This is a genomic window from Sinorhizobium terangae (genome assembly GCF_029714365.1).
GTDB lineage: Bacteria > Pseudomonadota > Alphaproteobacteria > Rhizobiales > Rhizobiaceae > Sinorhizobium > Sinorhizobium terangae.
On the sequence record NZ_CP121660.1, the window covers coordinates 314,091 to 332,382 of the forward strand.

15 protein-coding genes are annotated in these 18,292 nt (G+C 62.0%); 12 read left to right on the forward strand and 3 right to left on the reverse strand.

Annotated elements, in window-relative coordinates:
- Nucleotides 1-122 precede the first annotated feature (122 nt).
- Entirely contained in the window at nucleotides 123-1,136 is a 1,014-nt protein-coding gene (locus QA637_RS20225) for an SIS domain-containing protein (RefSeq protein ID WP_283067278.1), read from the reverse strand.
- A 233-nt stretch (nucleotides 1,137-1,369) separates the two neighbouring features.
- On the opposite strand from QA637_RS20225, the gene QA637_RS20230 reads away from it, so the two are divergent.
- Complete coding sequence (locus QA637_RS20230; protein WP_283066492.1) at nucleotides 1,370-2,101, forward strand: GntR family transcriptional regulator; 732 nt, start codon at nucleotides 1,370-1,372, stop codon at nucleotides 2,099-2,101.
- 72 nt (nucleotides 2,102-2,173) lie between these two features.
- Here QA637_RS20230 and QA637_RS20235 read toward each other — a convergent pair whose 3' ends face one another.
- Entirely contained in the window at nucleotides 2,174-2,704 is a 531-nt protein-coding gene (locus QA637_RS20235; protein ID WP_283067279.1) for a GXWXG domain-containing protein, read from the reverse strand.
- A gap of 339 nt (nucleotides 2,705-3,043) precedes the next feature.
- Here QA637_RS20235 and QA637_RS20240 point away from each other — a divergent pair, with 339 nt between their 5' ends.
- On the forward strand, nucleotides 3,044-4,054 hold the full coding sequence (locus tag QA637_RS20240; RefSeq protein ID WP_283066493.1) for an MBL fold metallo-hydrolase: 1,011 nt from the start codon (nucleotides 3,044-3,046) through the stop codon (nucleotides 4,052-4,054).
- A gap of 66 nt (nucleotides 4,055-4,120) precedes the next feature.
- On the opposite strand, the gene QA637_RS20245 is transcribed toward QA637_RS20240, so the two are convergent.
- Complete coding sequence (locus QA637_RS20245; protein ID WP_283066495.1) at nucleotides 4,121-5,338, reverse strand: SfnB family sulfur acquisition oxidoreductase; 1,218 nt, start codon at nucleotides 5,336-5,338, stop codon at nucleotides 4,121-4,123.
- A gap of 760 nt (nucleotides 5,339-6,098) precedes the next feature.
- On the opposite strand from QA637_RS20245, the gene QA637_RS20250 reads away from it, so the two are divergent.
- From QA637_RS20250 to QA637_RS20295, 10 genes are all read left to right on the forward strand, one after another.
- Entirely contained in the window at nucleotides 6,099-7,505 is a 1,407-nt protein-coding gene (locus tag QA637_RS20250; protein WP_283066496.1) for an FAD/NAD(P)-binding protein, read from the forward strand.
- A gap of 188 nt (nucleotides 7,506-7,693) precedes the next feature.
- Nucleotides 7,694-8,710 (forward strand): aldo/keto reductase, encoded by a 1,017-nt coding sequence (locus QA637_RS20255; protein ID WP_283066498.1) that lies wholly within the window; start codon nucleotides 7,694-7,696, stop codon nucleotides 8,708-8,710.
- A 490-nt stretch (nucleotides 8,711-9,200) separates the two neighbouring features.
- A complete protein-coding gene (locus QA637_RS20260) occupies nucleotides 9,201-9,437 on the forward strand; it encodes a DUF1127 domain-containing protein (RefSeq protein ID WP_283066499.1) in 237 nt (78 codons plus the stop codon).
- 317 nt (nucleotides 9,438-9,754) lie between these two features.
- Nucleotides 9,755-11,143: a cytochrome c gene (locus QA637_RS20265; RefSeq protein WP_283066500.1), complete on the forward strand. Its 1,389-nt coding sequence runs from the start codon at nucleotides 9,755-9,757 to the stop codon at nucleotides 11,141-11,143.
- Complete coding sequence (locus tag QA637_RS20270; RefSeq protein ID WP_283066501.1) at nucleotides 11,143-11,643, forward strand: (2Fe-2S)-binding protein; 501 nt, start codon at nucleotides 11,143-11,145, stop codon at nucleotides 11,641-11,643. The genes QA637_RS20265 and QA637_RS20270 overlap by 1 nt, the downstream gene beginning before the upstream one ends.
- Nucleotides 11,643-13,895 (forward strand): xanthine dehydrogenase family protein molybdopterin-binding subunit, encoded by a 2,253-nt coding sequence (locus QA637_RS20275; RefSeq protein WP_283066503.1) that lies wholly within the window; start codon nucleotides 11,643-11,645, stop codon nucleotides 13,893-13,895. Before QA637_RS20270 ends, QA637_RS20275 begins: the two co-directional genes overlap by 1 nt.
- Nucleotides 13,896-14,132: 237 nt before the next feature.
- A complete protein-coding gene (locus tag QA637_RS20280; protein ID WP_283066505.1) occupies nucleotides 14,133-14,837 on the forward strand; it encodes an SDR family oxidoreductase in 705 nt (234 codons plus the stop codon).
- Between the two features lie 577 nt (nucleotides 14,838-15,414).
- On the forward strand, nucleotides 15,415-15,972 hold the full coding sequence (msuE, locus tag QA637_RS20285) for an FMN reductase (protein ID WP_153439948.1): 558 nt from the start codon (nucleotides 15,415-15,417) through the stop codon (nucleotides 15,970-15,972).
- 68 nt (nucleotides 15,973-16,040) lie between these two features.
- Complete coding sequence (locus tag QA637_RS20290) at nucleotides 16,041-17,390, forward strand: LLM class flavin-dependent oxidoreductase (RefSeq protein ID WP_153439947.1); 1,350 nt, start codon at nucleotides 16,041-16,043, stop codon at nucleotides 17,388-17,390.
- A 25-nt stretch (nucleotides 17,391-17,415) separates the two neighbouring features.
- Nucleotides 17,416-18,261, forward strand: a complete 846-nt coding sequence (locus QA637_RS20295) for an ABC transporter permease (RefSeq protein ID WP_283066508.1) — start codon at nucleotides 17,416-17,418, stop codon at nucleotides 18,259-18,261.
- The last annotated feature ends 31 nt before the right edge of the window (nucleotides 18,262-18,292 follow it).

The following is an 18,292-nucleotide window of genomic DNA, read 5'->3' on the forward strand; positions in this document are numbered from 1 at the left end:
CGTGCATTCGCGGCTACTGCATGATTCCTTAAATCATGCAGAGACCAAAGCTGTACGGCGACCTTTGCGCGTCTGATTACACGCGCGGCGGTGTAGCGGCCCCGGGAGTCTAGCATCCGCGGTCAGTAGGCGACGCGCTTGTAATAGCGGCGAGTCGTGAGCGGATGGTTGCGCATGACTTCGAGATGGGCGCTGATGCGTTCGAGCACGGTGGCGAGCAACACCGGCGAAACGAGCGCGCGGACCTCGGAGGAAATGCCGGGCAGCGCAAAATCCGCCGTGTCGAGTACCGTCAGCTTGTCGGTGTAGTTCGGCGCGAAGTTCTCGACACGTTCGGCGAGCGGACGGAGCGCATCCTCGCCCTTGAAGAGGATGACACTAACGCCCTTTTCGACCAGTTCCAGAGTGCCATGGAAGAAGTCGGAGGCATGCACCGGCCGGGTGCGGATCCACTGCATCTCTTCCAAAATGCACATGCCGTAGTAGAAGGCCTGCGGCCATACGTTCCCGGCGCCGGTGACGATGTGATAGTCGGACCCTGCGAGGATCTCCGCGAAGGTCTCGGCCTTCGGCTCGTAGGCGCGTTTCACCTCCAAGAGCAGTTCCGGCATCCGCGCCAATTCGGCGACGATCTCGTCGTGGTTCGCGATCTCGCCGCGCTGCTTCAGGATGGCGAGTGCGATGAACAGCGACTGCAGATAGAAGGACTCGCAGGACGTGTCGTCCTCGGCGAAGTTGACGAAGACATGATCGCCCCCCTTGCCCAACGGCGTTTCCTCATGGCCGACGAGCGTGATGACGGTCGCCCCGATCTCCTTGAGCTTGCCAAGCAAAGCGACGCTCTCTTTCGTCGTGCCGGAGAGCGACGGCACCACGACGACCGACTTCTCCGTCAGATGCGCGCAGCCCGTAACGACGAGTTCGGCCGGCATGTCGAGGAAGGCGGGGAAGCGCGAACGGCGCAGCAGCAGCTGAGCAGCCGGCTGCATCAGAATCGCCGCTCCGCCCGTGCCGAGAAAGAAGATATTTTCGGCGCCGGCCGAAAGGCAGGACGCGATCACCGTTTCGAGGCGCTTCTGCAGCGCGATAGCCCCCGACTGTATGCGGAGAAATCTCTGTTCGTCAAAATTCAGCATGGTCCTGCTCTCGGTAAAATGGGTGGTGATCGTCGGGAGCCTGAGCTTCCGAATGTTGTAAGACAACTGACATCTTGCCGAGAACGAGTCAAGCCACAGCCTTCTGATTTTTCGTTGCAGTTTCCGGTGACAGCAGAACGCTCCTTTGGACTGAGAGCCGTTTGATTCGCTTGACCTCCGCGAATTTGTCAGACAAGAACAGGGCCGAGATCATTTCTTGCCGGAGGCCCGCCATGGACGAACCCCTTCGCGATTCGCGTACCCTGGCCATCCAGCTTCGTGACCGCATCGCCGATCTCATCCGCGGCGAGGGCCTCAAGCCGGGCGACAAGCTGCCGACCGAGGCGCAGCTGACCCAGCGCTTCAAGATCTCCCGGCCTGCGCTGCGCGAGGCGCTGAAGCTGCTGGAACAGGATGGGCTCATCTACGTCGAGCACGGGCGTGGCCGCTTCGTCTCGGCGATCTCCGCCGTCCACGTCGACCGGCCTATTACGGTCTTCGAGAGCGTGACCGACATGGCGCATCATTACGGCTACAGGCCGCTCAACAAGGTGCTTTCGATCGCTGAGGAAACTCCTGACAAGCATGTGGCCGCACAGCTTCAACTGACGGCGACAGACCGGGTCATCCGCATCGAGCGGCTGCGGCTGCAGGGCGAGGAGCCGATCCTCTATTGCCTCGATTACGTGCCGCGCAGCATCATTCCGGCCAGGCTCTATGACATCGACTGGACCGGCTCGCTGCTTTCCCTGCTGGAGGAACACAAGAACCGGCCGCGCATGTCGGCTGCAACGGTCTCTGCCGTCATGCTGCCCGATGAGGTTGTCCAGCGCAATGACCTGCGCGATTTCGGACCGGCGCTGCTCATCACCGAGACCTGCTTCAATGCTGCCGGCACGCCAGTGAACTACGCGATCGACTATCACCGCGGCAGCCATTTCTCCTTCAGCCTCGTGCGCAAGTGAGCTTGGCTATCAGAAAACTGCCCGGGTAAGCGGAAGAGCTATGTCCTTCGCGCGTCTGATGGACGCGGCGCATTAGTCGTACCAAAGCGATGGACTGGGATCGTCCACGTAGTCGAGTTGAAAGAAGAAATATCGGTCGTCTCCCTCCAGGACCATTACTCCGAGCAGCCTCTTCGGATCGATCCTTCGGAAATGGTCGATGATGGGCTTGCGGTCGTAGAGCATGGCCGCGCTGGTCCGGTTTCGAAAGCGGGACGTCCGCAGAGTGCCTGTCGGGCTTTGCGCGCGCAAATATTTGACCAAATGGGAGAACAAATTCCGCGCGGCGGTGCTACGACCGAGCCGATGGAAGCGAAGGGCCAGACGAAGCGGGATTGGAGATGGATCGACCGGCACGAGGCGGTTGCCATATGTATTGAACAACAGAGCGTCGGCGCGCAGATCGGCGCGGAAGCGTTTGCCGAACCAGCCCAGGTTCTCCAGCACCCCGTCCAGCGGATGGCCGGTCGGAACTCCACGCCCTTTCCAAAGCCCGACCATCTCGGTCACCGACACCGCATCCAGGCTATCGAAGTAGGCGAGAGCCTCGTGCTGGGAGCGCATCTCGATGCCCTTGCTCAACGGCGTGCCCAAGTCGTTACACCTGCCGCGTTTACCTAGCGCGCGCCTGCACGAACGTCCATGCTCCCGTTGAATCGGGCGGCATGCTCCGTTCGCTGCGGCTGCATGTTTCCTCAAACCGGCGTCAAATAGGGATAAAACAAGCAGCGATACCAGGCGCTAAAGCTGCCTTTCCGGGTCCGATAAGACGCGCGGCGCTGAGGGGCCGGGCGGTTGACAGAGGCCAGGCGGTGGGCGTCAGATGACTTGAGAACTGCGCTCCGAGGCACTTCCCGCGCAGGAGAGCGGTTTACCGCCCTTCCGATTCCGCAGGAGCGGCATGTGGTATTCCTTGTTCAACCCAGGCTGGTCAATGAGCCGTTCGGCGATGCAGGTCTCCTGCTTGATTTCACTTTCAAGTCGCGAGCGATCCTGTTCGATCTCGGCGACCTGTCTCCTCTTCCGGCTGGCACCCTTTCCAGGATCCGGCACGTATTCGTGTCTCACATGCATATGGATCATTTCGCCGGCTTCGACCGGATGCTCCGGTTTCTCCTCAACCGGACGGCAGAGTTTCAAATATTCGGTCCTCCCGGCCTGACAGACGCCGTCGAGGCAAAGCTGCGATCTTACACGTGGAATCTTCTCAATGAGACTTCCGAGGATTTCTCGATCGTTGCGGCCGAGTGGAATCTCAAGGACGAACTGACGCGATCCCGGTTCAGGGCACGCAACCGATTCGGTCGCGAAACGCTCGGTGTCGAGGTGCTAACTTCCCCGCATCTCCTCGTGGAGCCGGACTTCCATGTCGAAGCGATCGATCTCGATCACGGGATTCCATGCCTCGCATTCGCGTTTCAGGAGAGCCTGCGGGTAAACGTGCATAAGGCGGTGCTGGATCGGCTTGGTCTGCCGGTGGGGCCCTGGTTGACGGAGGCCAAGCGTCTCGTGAGGTCTCGCGGGGACGCGGGCGCGATCGTGCAAATTCCCGGCCACCGCGACATGAAACTGGGCGATCTCCTCAATGCTAAGGCGCTCGTCACTGGCCCCGGAGAACGAGTCTGCTACGCAACGGACCTGGCATTCACCGACGCGAACGTCTTGCGCTTGCTTAAGTTGGCAAGCGGGTCAGACTACCTCTTCATCGAGGGCGGCTTCCTTGACGAGGACAAGGCCGTTGCAGCTTCCAAAAAGCATCTGACCGCATTGCAGGCGGGCAGCATCGCCGCAGCCGCGCGGGTAGCAAGGTCCGTTCCCATGCATTTCTCACCGCGCTATCTCGGTCGGGAACAATCGCTGATTGATGAGTTCCGGGCAGGCCTTGCGAGCAGAGCTCCTGATGCGGATCCTTGAGGCAAACGGACGACAATCGACACGATTGGTATGAATGAGAGACGGCGGCCGCCCGGCTCGAGCAAGTCAAAGGGCCCCGTTTCGAGGCGGTGCCACGTCGTTGAGATGGTAGTTGCCGACGACGTGATATTTCCAGCGCACCGGATCGTGGAGCGTGTGGGTGCGCGCATTGCGCCAATAGCGGTCGAGGTTGAGCGCGACCTTCGTCGAGGTGGTGCCGGCCAGCTCGAAGAGCGTGTTGCTGGCGTCAAGCGCCACCTCGGTCGTCAGGACCTTGGCGGTGGCGACGGCGAGGCTTGCTTCGATTGCGTGTTGTTCGGTCGGATCGATTTGGGCGACGTCGACCTTTCGTCCCGCATGTTCGACCACCGCCGTAGCCGCCTCCAGGCCGATGGCGATCTCGCCGATCCTGGCGATCGTCAGCGGATCCTCCGAAGCCTTGTCGACGCCGCTGTCGATCCAGGGTCGGGCCTTGTTGCGGACGTAATCGACGGTTTCCCGGAAGGCGGCGCGCGCGATGCCGAGGTCGACGCCGGCATGGATGATCTGGCCGACGGAACCGATGGTGGCGGGTCGTTGGAAGCCGCGATTGAGCCTGACGACGGATCCGAGGTCCACATGGACGTTCTGCAAAACGGTCGTGCCGCTGCCGGTGACGCGCTGCCCGAAACTGTCCCAGTCGTCGATGATCTGGACACCATCGGCGCTGCGCGGCACGAAGGACATGGTGAGCTGGTCGGCGGGATCGAGCGCGAAAACGGCGATCCAGTCGGCAAAGAGTACACCAGTGGAATGATATTTGCGGCCGTTTACGCGATAACCGGCACCATCTTCGCTAAGGCGCGTGCTGTAACGGCCGCCGGTCTTCGTCCCGTCTTCGGCAAGCGCATTGCCGAACCGGTCGCCGGCAAGCGCCCGGCCGAAAAAGAACTTCTTCTGCTCCTCGGTCCCATCGTGACGGAGGGCCTCGAGCACATAGAAATGGTTCTGGGGAATCTCGCCGATCGAACTGTCGGCCTCGGAAAGGATCGCCGCGACTTCCGCAAGCACGGCGTTCGAGACATCGATCCCGTCATAGTCGGATGGAATGCTGATCGCCAGCAGGCCGGATTGCGCAAGCTGATCGAGTTCCTCATAGGGAAGAACGCGCTCCAGGTCGCGTTCGCTGGCACGTGCCGCCAAGCGGCTCGCCAGCTCTCTTGCAACCGACAAGGCCTCTTCTTCGCTCTCGATGCGCTGCGCGGGCGGCCTCGTCTTCTCGGCGAACTGCGAGATGGTTCCCATATCGATCCTCCGTGGGTCGCAAATAGGTCCTGGATCGCATCAATCCAGGACCATCGCTATCGATTCCCAGAACTTCGCTGCGGACGGACGCTGGGTCGTACGTTCCGCAATCTCTCCGGCATCGGCCGGTATCACTGAACGAACATCTTACACCGGGTAAGAAAGGTTGTTCTATAGAATTTATGGATATTGAACTTTCTTTGCTTCGCTCGCGTCGAGCTTCTTTCCATAGTATGAAGCATGAAACTTATTCTTTCATCAGCCAAATATTGGTCCGGTCGCAGGAAAGGAGCTATGGTCGCGCGGCAATGACGCTCGTGTGGCGCACCACCGATGACGGGGAATCGTCATTTGATTTCAATCGGAAAGAACACGCTGCGCTCTTCGGCGGCGGCCGCCGGAGACAAGCGGTTGAACAAAATGCTTGATGATCGGCCCCTTTGTCATAAAATACTAACTTGATAGACTATGCCGTATAACAATGCCCAAGAGCTAAAGGGCCACTGCATGTTTCCTTAAATCCTAGGAGATTTAAGGAAAGAGCATGCAGCAATTCAAAGTGCTACAGCGTCCTTTGCGTGTTTGATTAGACGCACGGCGCTGTAGGCTGGCCAAAGGAGCGGAGACTTCGCGGGAGGCGTGCGGCGTCTAGTCCAGACATCCCTGAAAATTCAAACGGCAGCTATGTGTGTGTCTCAAGGTCCTGCGTAGGGGTTGCCCATGACTGGTCCGGCTGCGGCCGGGGCGCAAAGGAGCTCACATGACTGTGCACGGATTATTTGCAGCCAAGTCGTCCGCGGCTGCCGGTCTATCGTCGAGGCCCGAGATTGCCATCATCGGGCGTGGATTTTCGGGCATCATGATGGCGATCGCGCTCATGAAGTCGGTCCGCGTTTCCTTCAATTTGACCATGTACGATCCGCACCCGTCGATCAGCGGCGGCCAGGCCCTGTCGTCGCCGCAGAGCACGGAGATCCTCAACAGTCGCGTGCGTGATCTGTCGGTTGCCGCCGGACAGCCTGACGATTTCAACGACTGGCTTTGTGCCAACGGTGAATTCCGGGCGGCGGTGCCGGCGGCCATTCCCGGCTTCCAGCAGATTTTCGTGCCCAAGGGCATCTTCAGCGACTATGTGCATCAGCGCTTTTCCGAGGCGCTTGCGCGCCGTTCCGATATCACCGTGAAGTTTTCTCATGAGCCGGTCCACGCCCTGCGCAAGCTCGCCACCGGCCGCCTCACGCTGGTTCGCGATGGCGGAACGGACGAAAGCGATGTCGTCGTTCTCGCGACAGGCTTCGGCGTCAGGTCACGCAATGTCGAGATTTCGGATGAAGAGCGGCCGGTCGTCAGAGCCCGCCGGCTCGTCGATCCGCGCCATGCGGTCCTGCTCGGCAGCGGCATCCGCGTCGTGAACCAGTTGTTCCAGATGCGCGACGGGGGGTACGCAGGCACGATCACGCTGCTCTCGCGACATGGTTTCCTGCCGCAGTCGCATACGCGCCTGTCGGCGGCGCCGAGCTTCCCTGTCGATCCGATGCCGTCGACCCTCAGGGAGATCGTCCGGTTCGTCCGCAAGGCCTGCGCCGATGCCGAGGCCAAGGGGCAGAGCTGGCAATCGGCGATGAACGGCCTTCGCCGCCGGGCGCGCTCGCTCTGGCAGGCGCTTCCCGCGCGGGAGAAGCGCCAGTTCAACCGGCATCTGCGCGCCATTTACGACAGCCATAGAAACCGCCTGCCGGCGGCCGTGCATGCGCGTCTCCAGCAGGAGCTTGCCGAAGGGCGAACCGTGCTTCGCTGCGGATGGGCCGGGCGGCGCGTGCCGGAAGGACTGATGGTCCGCTGGTCCGGCCAGCCGGCGGAGGAATTGCTGCGCGCCGACCAGGTGATCGACTGCCGCTGCTCGGCGCCGGACATGCAGGCGCCGCTGTTTCAAAGCCTTTTTGCCGGCGGATTGGCCATGCCGGACGAGCTCGAACTCGGACTTGCCGTCAGCCCCACCGGAGAAGTGCTCGGCAGCAGCGGCCGCACGCCGAACCTCTTTGCGATCGGGCCGCTCGGCGTGGGGAGCCTGCCTGACATCGATCTCGTTCCGGAGATCGTCACCCAGACTTATGCGGCGGCACGCCTGATCGCGGCCGGCAAACGGATGGCACTGAAGGCGGGATAGATCGAACCGGCGGTTCCGCGCCGCAGTCTTCCCAATTGCGCGAGCAGCCGCGCCGTGAGCGCTTGCCTTGGCCGAATCCCGGAACAGTTTTTCACCGCTGAAAAATCTCCTGCGGAATCGGAGCTTCTGATCGCCAAGCGACCAATGGCATAGTCGCCAGCATTGCTCCACGACTGGAAAGGAATGCCATGCTTGCCAGCGACATCTCTGCGGCCAGCCGCAGGCCACTGGGCCGCTCCGGCCTGTCGGCTGCACCCATCGGATTAGGCTGCTGGGCGATCGGAGGCCATTTCACGCTCAACGGAAAGCCGGACGGCTGGGGCGAGATTGACGACGAACAGTCTATCCGCGCCATTCATCTTGGGCTCGAGATGGGTGCGTCGTTGATCGATACGGCCGATGCCTATGGAACCGGGCACAGCGAGGAGGTGATCGGCCGAGCGCTGCGTGGGCGACGGGGTGACGCAATCATCGCGACCAAGTTCGGATACACCCACGATCGCGCTGCCCGCGCCCTTGTCGGCATCGATGTCAGCCCGGCCTACATCGAACGGGCCTGCGCGGCATCGCGCGAGCGCTTGGCGACCGACCATATCGACCTTTATCAAATTCATGTCGGGGAGCTTCGGGACGATCAGGCGGACGCGGCCGGCGAGACGCTTGAAAGGCTTGCGGAAAAAGGTGCCATCCGTTTCTGGGGCTGGAGCACGGACAACGCCGCCGCGGCGAAGCGTATGGTGAAGTTCCCGCATTTCGTCGCGGTTCAGCAGGAACTGAATGTCTTCATTGATGGGCCGGAGATGCTGGCAATGTGTGAGGGCAACAATCTCGCCAGCCTCAATCGATCGCCGCTCGCGATGGGTTTCCTGACCGGCAAGTTCGGTCCGCAAATGCGGCTGCCGCCGAGCGACGTGCGCGCCGCCGGCCATAGCTGGGTGCGGTTCTTTGAGGACGGACGGCCGCGTGCCGATTACCTCGACCGCCTCGCGCGGGTGCGGGAACTCCTTAAGAGCGGTGGTCGGACCTTGGCGCAAGGCGCGCTCGGCTGGATCCTTGCCCGTTCGCCCAGCACCTTTCCGATACCCGGTTTCAAAACGGAGGCGCAGGTACGTGAAAATCTGGCGGCGCTGGAGAAGGGACCGCTGCCGGAAGCGACAGTAGCCGAAATCAAAACGCTCCTTGCAAACGACGCTGGTCACCGATGAATTCTCTGAGGAGGGCAGCGCTCCGGCAGTGAGAGCCGGCCGAGCGCTGTCGTTTCCGCGAGCGACACACCCGGAAGATTGGCTCGCCGGCACGGCGAGGAACGTGCCCTTGAACAAGTGTTGCATTCCCGCAACGGACCCGAGGTGATTTCTGCAATCCGAAATTGTGTCTTTGCAGATCGGCCGGTCTCGTGTAAGGTGGCCACACTCGCAATTCAAATCAGAGGAGGCGTGAAATGAATCCTGTTCTCGTGACTATGCGCCTCTCTGGCGGGACGGCTGGCAGCACGACGATGTATCGCACATCTTGCTCGAGCCGATTTTGCTTCCAGGGTCTCTAAACCCCGGATTTCTGCCGATTGGCGCTTTCCCATTTGACCTGACGTGACCGGCTGACGGAGCGACTGTTCGCATTTCCGCGTCCGCATCCACACGTCTCTTTGACCTTCGAGAGGACCTGGCCGCATTGTCGTGCCGGGACGGAAAAATCATGCGTGAAGCACAATTTTTAGTTGTTGATACCCTTGCCGCAACGATCGAGGACCTGTGCCGCAAATTCGGCGTCCGGAACACCGCGCGTGCGCTGATCATGGCCGCCTGGAGGCATCGTCAGACGATGAACCAGGTCTCGCATTTGTCGGATCGCATGCTCCGCGACATCGGCCTTCCGGACGGGAAGCGCGGGCTCCTGGAAGCCAAATTTTCGATTTGGGATGTCCGGCTTTGAGGTGCCGTCCGAGCAGGAAGGCGATCGTGATTGCGGGTGGAGGGGCGTCCAGCGCGCCCCTCCACCGAATGCCCGCGCGCCCACTCGCGGGTCAGCGGTACAGACGGGGCTAGTATGAGCGGTACAGACGGGGGCTAGTATTTGTAGCCTTATAGCGGCGCGTCTCATCAGATGTCTGATTGGTCGCGCGTTACTTTGACTTGCTGCATCGGTACGATTTTAAGGGGAACACGCAGTAGAGTTCACGCAGACGTCATTTCACCACCGGGGAACCGATCGGCAAGTGCGACGTTTCCCCCAATCGGCGGAGATCTGCCATGTGGGCCTTGCGGGCGTTGATCGTTTTCGTGGCGGCCATAGTTCTGGCCGCAGGCGCGTTCTTTTTTCTGGCGTGGCGTTCCGAGATTCCCGAGGAAGCTGCCGCGGCAGAGGCGACGTTCGCTGCGGAACTCGTTGCGAAGGGAGCGCAACTGGCGGCGCTTGGCAATTGCATCGCCTGCCACACCGTTCCCGGAAAGCCCGCATTTTCGGGTGGCCTTGCCGTGCCGACGCCGTTCGGAACGATTTACTCCACCAACATCACCCCCGATCGTGAGACCGGCATTGGCGGTTGGAGCGAAGAGGCCTTCCAGCGGGCCATGAACGAAGGCGTGGATCGGAAGGGCAGCCACCTCTATCCGGCGTTTCCTTACGATCATTTCACGCATGTCTCGGCAGAGGATAACCGCGCCCTTTATGCCTTCCTAATGACGCGGGCCGCGGTAAAGGCCGAAGCGCCTCAGAACGATCTCCAGTTTCCACTCACATACCGGCCGCTGCTTGCTGCCTGGAAGCTCGCCTTTCTCGACAGGGGTGCGCTCGAACCGGATACCAGCCAGAGCGAGGCATGGACGCGCGGGCGCTATCTTGTCGAGGGTCTCGGCCACTGCGGCGCCTGCCACACTCCCCGAAACGCCTTCGGCGCCCAAGATCGCGACCAGCATTTTGGCGGCGGCGAGGCGGAGGGCTGGCAGGCTTACGCGATCAACAAGGATTCCAAGGCGCCGATTCCATGGGACGAGCAAAGCCTCGCCTTTTACCTTCGTAACGGCTGGCATGAATTCCATGGCGTTTCGCGTGGGCCCATGGCCGAGGTCACGGGCAATCTGTCGGGCCTCCCCGATAGCGACATCATGGCGATCGCCACCTATGTCACCTCGATCATGGGCGATCCCACGCCCGAACGCGGGCAAAGAGCGGCGCAACTGCGCGAGCAGTTCGGGGGGGACTACCGGGAACAGGCGGCCGATAGCCAGAGTACCCCTGTGAGCGCTTCCGGCGGCAGCCCCGGCGAGGCGATCTATGCTGCCGCCTGTGCAAGCTGTCACGAAGGCCAGCGACGCCAACCGTTCGGAGGCCTGAATTTCGAGCTGAGCACCGCCGTCAATGCGCCGAACCCGCAAAATATCGTCAACGTCGTGCTGTTCGGCCTTCCGCCGGCGGACGGCGAGGCAAGTGCGGTGATGCCCGCCTTCCGGCATCTGCTCAGCGATCAGCAGGTGGCCGACGTTCTCACCTACATGCGCGATCGGTTTTCCGAGGAGCAGCCATGGCCCGGGCTCGTGGAGCTGATCGCCAATACCCGATCCGGCGCGCACAAGGTCACCATCCGGCCGTCGGACGGCATTGAAAGGGCGCCGCACAATGTCGGCGCCGAGGAGGGATGATGAGCATTTCGCTGACAGTCAACGGCAGCCCGCATCAGGTCGATGTCGATCCGGCGACGCCCCTGCTTTACGTACTTCGCGATGACCTGGCCTTGAACGGCGCCAAATACGGCTGCGGACTCGGCCAGTGCGGTTCCTGCACCGTTGTTGTGGATGGCGAGGCGGTGCTTTCCTGCATGGTGCCGGTCATGCTGCTGGAAGGCCGCGAAATCACGACCATCGAGGGCTTGGGCACGATCGACGAGCCCGGACCGTTGCAGCAGGCATTCATCGAATTGCAGGCGGCGCAATGCGGTTACTGCATCCCGGGCATGATGATGAGTGCGCACGCTCTCTTGCGCCGCAATGCGCGGCCCAGCGACGCGGAGATCCGCGAGGCGCTGACGACGAATCTCTGTCGTTGCGGCACGCACATGCGAATTCTGGCAGCGATCCGGCGGGCGGGCGAACTGATGCAGGCTGCGTCGCTGCCTGAACTTGATAAAGGGAGGGCAGGCTGATGGGTATTCTCCAGCACGAAATCACCCGCCGCACCGTGATCGCCGGCACCGGAGGCCTCGTCGTCAGCTTTTCGCTCGGCCGCGCATTTGCCCAGGCGCCCGCGCCAACGCCACCGGCAGCGACGCCACCGGCACCGCCCGCGTCCCTGCCCGGCAGCCTTGACGACGATCGTTTCCTCGATTCCTGGATCCGGATCGATCCTGACAATTCGGTCACGGTCTTTACCGGCAAGGCGGAGCTCGGCCAAGGCATCCGCACCGCCCTCCTGCAGGTTGCTGCCGAGGAACTGGAGATGGACCCCGCGGAGATCACGTTTGTGACGGCCGACACCGGCCGCACGCCAAACGAGGGGTTCACGGCCGGCAGCCAGTCGATGCAAAACAGCGGTACTGCCATCAGGAACGCCGCAGCGCAGGTGCGCGCGCTGCTTCTGGCGGAAGCCGCCAAGCGCTTCGGGACAGCGCCGGCGGAACTCAGGGCCGAAAACAAATCGGTGCTGGCAAAGGATGGGAGAAGCGCGACCTATGGCGAGCTTGTTTCGGGCCAGATGCTGCACGTGGAGGCGCAGCCGCAGTCGGCCTTGAAGCAGCCCGGGACCTTCCGCGTGATGGGCAAGCCGCTTCCGCGCGTCGATATCCCCGCGAAGGTGACGGGCCGGCCTGCCTATGTGCATGACCTACGCATGGACGGCATGCTGCACGCGCGAGTCGTGCGGCCCCCGAGCCCGGCAGCGACGCTGACGGAACTTGATCAAGGCGCGGCCGAGGGAATGCCCGGCGTCGTTTCCGTCGTGCGCGATGGCAACTTCCTCGCCGTCGTCGCCGAGAAAGAGTTCCAGGCGGTGAGCGCCATGCGGGCTCTGGCGGCGGCAGCGCGGTGGCAGGAACGCGACACGCTTCCCGACCAGACGACCCTGCCGGCTGTCCTTCAAGGGCTTGAGCGCGAGGTAGGTACCGTCGCAGAGGCGGGTGCGCTATCGTCCAACGGCAAGGTCTTCGAGGCGACCTACACGCGGCCCTACCAGATCCACGGTTCGATCGGCCCGTCCTGTGCGGTGGCGCATATGAAGGCGGATGGGACACTGGACGTCTGGTCGCACACGCAAGGGGTCTTTCCCGACCGCGGGGCGATCGCCGAGATGCTAGCGATGCCGGAAGAAAAGGTCCATGTCATCCACATGGAAGGGTCGGGGTGCTACGGACACAACGGTGCCGACGACGCGGCTGGCGACGCGGCGCTCATCGCCAGCAAAATTCCCGGCAAGCCGGTGCGCGTTCAGTGGATGCGCGAGCAGGAGCACAGCTGGGAGCCCTATGGCCCTGCGATGCTGATGAAGGTCAGTGCGACACTCGACGGTCAAGGCAAGATCGCGAGCTGGGCCTATGATCTTTGGAGCAATACGCACTCCACGCGTCCGGGCGGGGCCGGCGCGTTGCTCGCGGCGCGCCACAAGGCTCAAGCTTTCCAGCCGGAGCCGGCCGAGCTCAGAATCAGTCCCTCCGGCAATGGCGACCGAAACGCCAATCCGCTCTACGTGATTCCGAACAAGCGTGTGCTCTGGCACTTCCTGCCCGACATGCCGCTGCGCGTCTCGGCGCTCCGGGCGCTGGGCGGCTATGCCAATGTCTTCGCGATCGAAAGCACGATCGACGAACTGGCGCTGATGGCCGAAGCCGATCCGGTCGAATTCCGGCTGAGCCACATGGAGGATCCGCGCGCGCGTGCGGTCATAGAACTGGCTGCGGAGCGCTTCGGCTGGGACAAGGCGCAAATGCCGAGGAATCGCGGACGCGGCTTCGCCTTTGCCCGCTACAAGAATCTCGCCGCCTACCTGGCGGTTGCGATGGAAGCGGAAGTCGAGCCGGAAACCGGTCGTGTGCGCATCGTCCGCGTCGTATCCGCCATCGACAGCGGCGAAATTGTCAATCCGGACGGTATCCGCAACCAGACGGAGGGCGGCATCCTGCAATCGATCAGCTGGACGCTCTACGAGGCCGTGGCATTCGACAGGACGAGGATCACCAGCACCGATTGGTCGAGCTATCCGATCCTGCGTTTTGCAAGCGTCCCGGACAGTGTCGAGGTGCATATCATCGAGCGCCCCCGCGAACCCTTCCTAGGCACCGGCGAGGCCGCCCAGGGACCTGCGGCAGCGGCTGTCGCCAACGCGATCAGAAACGCCACCGGCAAGCGTCTCTATGATTTGCCCTTCACCAGAGAGCGAATACGAAACGCCGTTGGACGCGCTTGATTGATCAGGCAATTCAAAGTGCTGCAGCGATCTTTGCGCGTCCTGGACGCGCGGCGTTGTAACGCGCGGGTCCGCCCATCACCGCGGCCTTCCGATCTGGCCGAGCAGCCAGTCTCGAAAGCTCAGTGGACATCCAATAGTTTTACAGGCTCGTGCGTGTATTTCTGTTTAGCCGCCGCGCAACCTTTATGTCAAAGTTCGCGCGACTCTTGAGTGAACGTCCTGAAAGGAAATGACATGGGTACAGAGAAGGTCGCGCTGGTTACGGCAGGCGGGAGCGGCATGGGAGCGGAGGCTGCATGCAAGCTCTCGGCCGATGGCTACAAGGTTGCAGTTCTCTCTTCCTCGGGGAAGGGCGAAGCGCTGGCCAAGGAGCTCGGCGGCGTGGGTGTCACGGGTTCGAACCAGTCGAATGAAGACCTGAAGCGGCTCGTGGATCTCGCCGTTTCAACGTGGGGCCGCATCGACGTGCTGGTCAACAGCGCCGGTCATGGCCCGCGCGCTCCGATCCTCGAAATCACCGACGAAGACTGGCACCGAGGGATGGACACGTATCTTCTGAACGTGATCCGGCCGACGCGTTTCGTGACGCCCATAATGCAGAAGCAGAAGTCCGGCGCGATCATCAATATATCCACGGCATGGGCGTTCGAACCCAGCGCCATGTTTCCGACTTCAGCCGTTTTCCGCGCGGGTCTCGCCGCCTACACCAAGATTTTCGCGGACACCTATGCGGGCGAGAATATCCGGATGAACAACGTTCTTCCCGGCTGGATCGACAGCCTGCCCGCGACCGAGGAGCGTCGTGATAGCGTGCCGATGAAGCGCTATGGAACGAGCGCGGAGATTGCCGCCACCGTTGCATTCCTTGCTTCAGACGGCGCGGCTTATATCACCGGCCAGAACATCCGGGTCGATGGCGGGCTGACGCGTTCTCTCTAGGACGGAGCCGGACCAGCGGAGTTAACACCCTCCTCTCTCCCCTGCCGGGCATCTCCCCCACAAGGGGGGAGATTGGCCAGAAGCAAGGTCCTGGCCGACAGTGAAATCGCAGATGCCGAAGTCTCTCAACTCACCATCGCGCGCATAGGGTCACTAAACGCCGCGCACAGGCGGTTAGAGCTGAGTGGGACATTGGCCGCTTGCCGATCTCCCCCCTTGTGGGGGAGATGCCCGGCAAGGCCGTGGGGAGTGCCGTTCTCAGGTAGATCAGGAGGCCTAATCCGTACTCTGTGGTCACGACGACGATTCACTCGGAGCGGGTCTTGCCCAAGCTGAGACCGGCCGTCGCAGCGATCGTTGCACGTGCAATGCAGCTTTGGCAGAGCACCGACGGTCCCGGGCGCATTCAGCGGAAAAGCGCCCGTCATTCACCTGCCGCCAAGATGGCCGCAGACAGGTGCCGTACCATGGCAAACTCTTCTCCTTCAGCGATGCGAAATGGAACTGTGTTGCTATAATTCACAAAAATTATAGATTTAGATGATCACATCTGAAACGGCTTCGACGGAGGTCACCGATGCCGGAAAAAAGAGTGGTCGGAATCTCGGGTAACATCACGCGCCCGTCCAAAACCCGGACTTTCGTCGATCATATCGTCCATCGGCTTGCACTGAATGTGGGAGCCGCGGCACAGACATTCGACATCGAGGACTTTGGGCCTTCCCTGCCGCATGCAAGGCGGCTGGATGATCTCGCTCCCGAAGCGCGGTATATCGTCAATCAGGCGATTTCGGCCGACGTGCTGGTCGTCGGTTCACCGACGTACAAAGGCAGCTACACCGGGCTGTTCAAGCACTGCTTCGACCTTTTCGATCCCTCGTCCCTGCGCGGCAAGCCGGTCATCCTTGCGGCAACCGGCGGCGGCGAGCGTCATTCGCTGATCGTCGAGCACCAGCTGCGTCCACTGTTCGGCTTCTTTGAAGCGCTCGCAATGCCGACGGCCATCTACACGTCGGACAAGGACTTCGCGGACGGCGCCCTCATTTCGGAAGCGATCCATGCTCGGGTCGGGCAGGCGGTCGAGGAAGCAACGCGGGTCCTCGGACGCTCCGACCGACGCAGCATCGCCGCTTAGCCGCGAACAAGCATCGTGAAGCAATCACTCGCTCATGGCCGATCGGCCGAAAACTCTCGGAGGGTTCAATGACCAAAAAGATCAAGCTCGGCGCCTTTCTGCCCGGCGGCGGCCAGCATATTGCCGCCTGGCGACACCCGGAGGCTCCGGCCGACGGCGCGACAAGTTTCGAGTTTCACAGGAAGCTGGCGCAGACGGCCGAACGCGGCCTGTTCGACGCCTATTTTCTCGCGGACAACCTCTCCGTCGGGCTCGGCGGTCGTGAGGGCGGAAACGCCAAGATAGCAGGGTTCGAACCGGTCACGCTGTTTGCCGCACTCGCACCGCTGACGACGCATCTCGGCTTCATCGCAACCGCGTCGACCACCTACGAAGAGCCCTATACGCTCGCCCGCAAATTTGCGTCGCTCGACCTTCTGTCCAACGGCCGGGCCGGCTGGAACGTGGTGACGTCGGCGGGCGACGAGACGGCTCGCAACTTCAACCGGGAAACGCAGCCGGCCCATGCCGAGCGCTATGAGCGCGCTCGCGAGCATGTCGAAACGGTGAAGGCCCTCTGGGACAGCTGGGAGGACGACGCCTTTATACGTGACAAGACGACCGGCCGCTTCTTCGATGCCGCACGCGTCCACGACGTCAATCATCGGGGCAAGCATTTCTCTGTGAAAGGGCCGCTCAACGTGCCGCGCCCGATACAGGGCCACCCGGTCGTCGTCCAGGCGGGACAATCCGAAGACGGACGCAGGCTTGCCGCTGCGACGGCGGAAGTAATCTTCACCGCCCACCAGAATCTCAGTTCTGCCCAGGAGTTCTACCGGGACATCAAGGCGCGTGTCCGACGCGCGGGACGCAATCCCGAACACGTGCTGATCATGCCGGGGGTCGCACCCTTTGTCGGCCGCACGGAAGAAGAGGCGCGCAGCAAGTACGAGCGGCTGAACGATCTCATCGTTCCTGAAGACGGCGTCGCGCTGCTCAACGGATTGACCGGCGGAACGCTCGACCTGACGGGATATCCGCTCGACGGCCCGCTGCCCGTCAGCCAGGAGACGGAAGGAATGAAGAGCCGCCAGGCGCTGATCCGCAAGATCGCCGACGAGCACGGTTTCACGATACGGCAGCTCTACCAGTGGATCGCGACAGCGAGAGGTCACTACACCGTCGTCGGCAGCGTCGAGCAGGTTGCCGACCAGCTCGAGGAATGGTTCCGCAACGAAGCCGCGGACGGGTTCAACATCCTGCCGCCGTGGCTTCCCGGCGCGCTCGACGACTTTGTCGACCTGGTGATTCCCGAACTGCAGCGTCGGGGGCTGTTCCGGACCGCATATGAAGGCCGCACGCTTCGCGAAAACCTCGGCCTCCCCAGACCGGAAAATCCGTGGACGCAATCGCGCGGGGCCGTTCAGGCCGCCGAATGAAACGCCAAAGAGGAGGGCCAAGCAGATGAGCTTGCAAGATGTCGACAGATCAATCCTCGCCAACGGCGGCGCCGGTGGGGCGAAGGCCGAAGAATATCTTCTGCGGGCCAGCGTAAAACTTCGAAACTGGCTGTCGCGCTACGGACTTCTCGCTGCCTTTCTCGTCTTCTGGCAGGCAGCCAGCAGCAGCGGCTGGATCAATCCGGCCGTTTTCCCGCCGATCGACGCGATCCTTTCTGCCCTGTGGAGAGGCGTCTTCGGCGGGGCATTGCTCGACGATATCGCCATCAGCCTTCAACGATCCGGCCTGGCATTCGTGGCGGCCATGGTCGTGGCGATACCGGTCGGCCTGTTCATGGGGCAGGTGCGCCCGATCGAGCAGGCGCTCGATCCTATCCTTCAGCTTTTCAGGCAGACATCGGCGCTGGCGCTTTACCCGGTGTTCATCCTGCTGCTCGGGCTCGGCGAGGCATCTAAAGTCTTCGTGATCTTCTGGGCGACTTTGTTCCCGCTCCTCTTGAACACGATCAGCGGGGTCAAGGAAGTCGATTCGAAGCTGATCGAAATGGCGCGTGTCTACGGAGCGTCCCGCGCAACCGTCTTCCGCCGCGTCGTCCTGCCCGGAGCCATCCCCTCCATCTTCGTTGGTCTGCGTCTGAGTGCCACGACTGCGCTTCTATTGCTGATCGCCTCCGAGATGATTGGCGCCAACAAGGGGGTCGGCTTCCAGGTCATGAATGCCCAGTACAACTTTCAGATACCGCTGATGTTCGCGGCGATCTTCATCCTCGCCGGGCTGGGGCTCATCGCCAACTACGCGCTTGTCTTTGCTCAGCGCCGCCTGTGCCGCTGGAGCGATGTTTCGATCTAATGCATGTCGCCCGAAAGTGTGCAGCGGTTTC

What these genes read in the sequence shown, in the direction of transcription:
- QA637_RS20225 (WP_283067278.1), bottom strand. Translation starts at nt 1,136, where the DNA reads ATGCTGAATTTTGACGAACAGAGATTTCTCCGCATACAGTCGGGGGCT.
- QA637_RS20230 (WP_283066492.1), top strand. Translation starts at nt 1,370, where the DNA reads ATGGACGAACCCCTTCGCGATTCGCGTACCCTGGCCATCCAGCTTCGT.
- QA637_RS20235 (WP_283067279.1), bottom strand. Translation starts at nt 2,704, where the DNA reads ATGCGCTCCCAGCACGAGGCTCTCGCCTACTTCGATAGCCTGGATGCG.
- QA637_RS20245 (WP_283066495.1), bottom strand. Translation starts at nt 5,338, where the DNA reads ATGGGAACCATCTCGCAGTTCGCCGAGAAGACGAGGCCGCCCGCGCAG.
- QA637_RS20250 (WP_283066496.1), top strand. Translation starts at nt 6,099, where the DNA reads ATGACTGTGCACGGATTATTTGCAGCCAAGTCGTCCGCGGCTGCCGGT.
- QA637_RS20255 (WP_283066498.1), top strand. Translation starts at nt 7,694, where the DNA reads ATGCTTGCCAGCGACATCTCTGCGGCCAGCCGCAGGCCACTGGGCCGC.
- QA637_RS20260 (WP_283066499.1), top strand. Translation starts at nt 9,201, where the DNA reads ATGCGTGAAGCACAATTTTTAGTTGTTGATACCCTTGCCGCAACGATC.
- QA637_RS20265 (WP_283066500.1), top strand. Translation starts at nt 9,755, where the DNA reads ATGTGGGCCTTGCGGGCGTTGATCGTTTTCGTGGCGGCCATAGTTCTG.
- QA637_RS20270 (WP_283066501.1), top strand. Translation starts at nt 11,143, where the DNA reads ATGAGCATTTCGCTGACAGTCAACGGCAGCCCGCATCAGGTCGATGTC.
- QA637_RS20275 (WP_283066503.1), top strand. Translation starts at nt 11,643, where the DNA reads ATGGGTATTCTCCAGCACGAAATCACCCGCCGCACCGTGATCGCCGGC.
- QA637_RS20280 (WP_283066505.1), top strand. Translation starts at nt 14,133, where the DNA reads ATGGGTACAGAGAAGGTCGCGCTGGTTACGGCAGGCGGGAGCGGCATG.
- msuE (WP_153439948.1), top strand. Translation starts at nt 15,415, where the DNA reads ATGCCGGAAAAAAGAGTGGTCGGAATCTCGGGTAACATCACGCGCCCG.
- QA637_RS20290 (WP_153439947.1), top strand. Translation starts at nt 16,041, where the DNA reads ATGACCAAAAAGATCAAGCTCGGCGCCTTTCTGCCCGGCGGCGGCCAG.
- QA637_RS20295 (WP_283066508.1), top strand. Translation starts at nt 17,416, where the DNA reads ATGAGCTTGCAAGATGTCGACAGATCAATCCTCGCCAACGGCGGCGCC.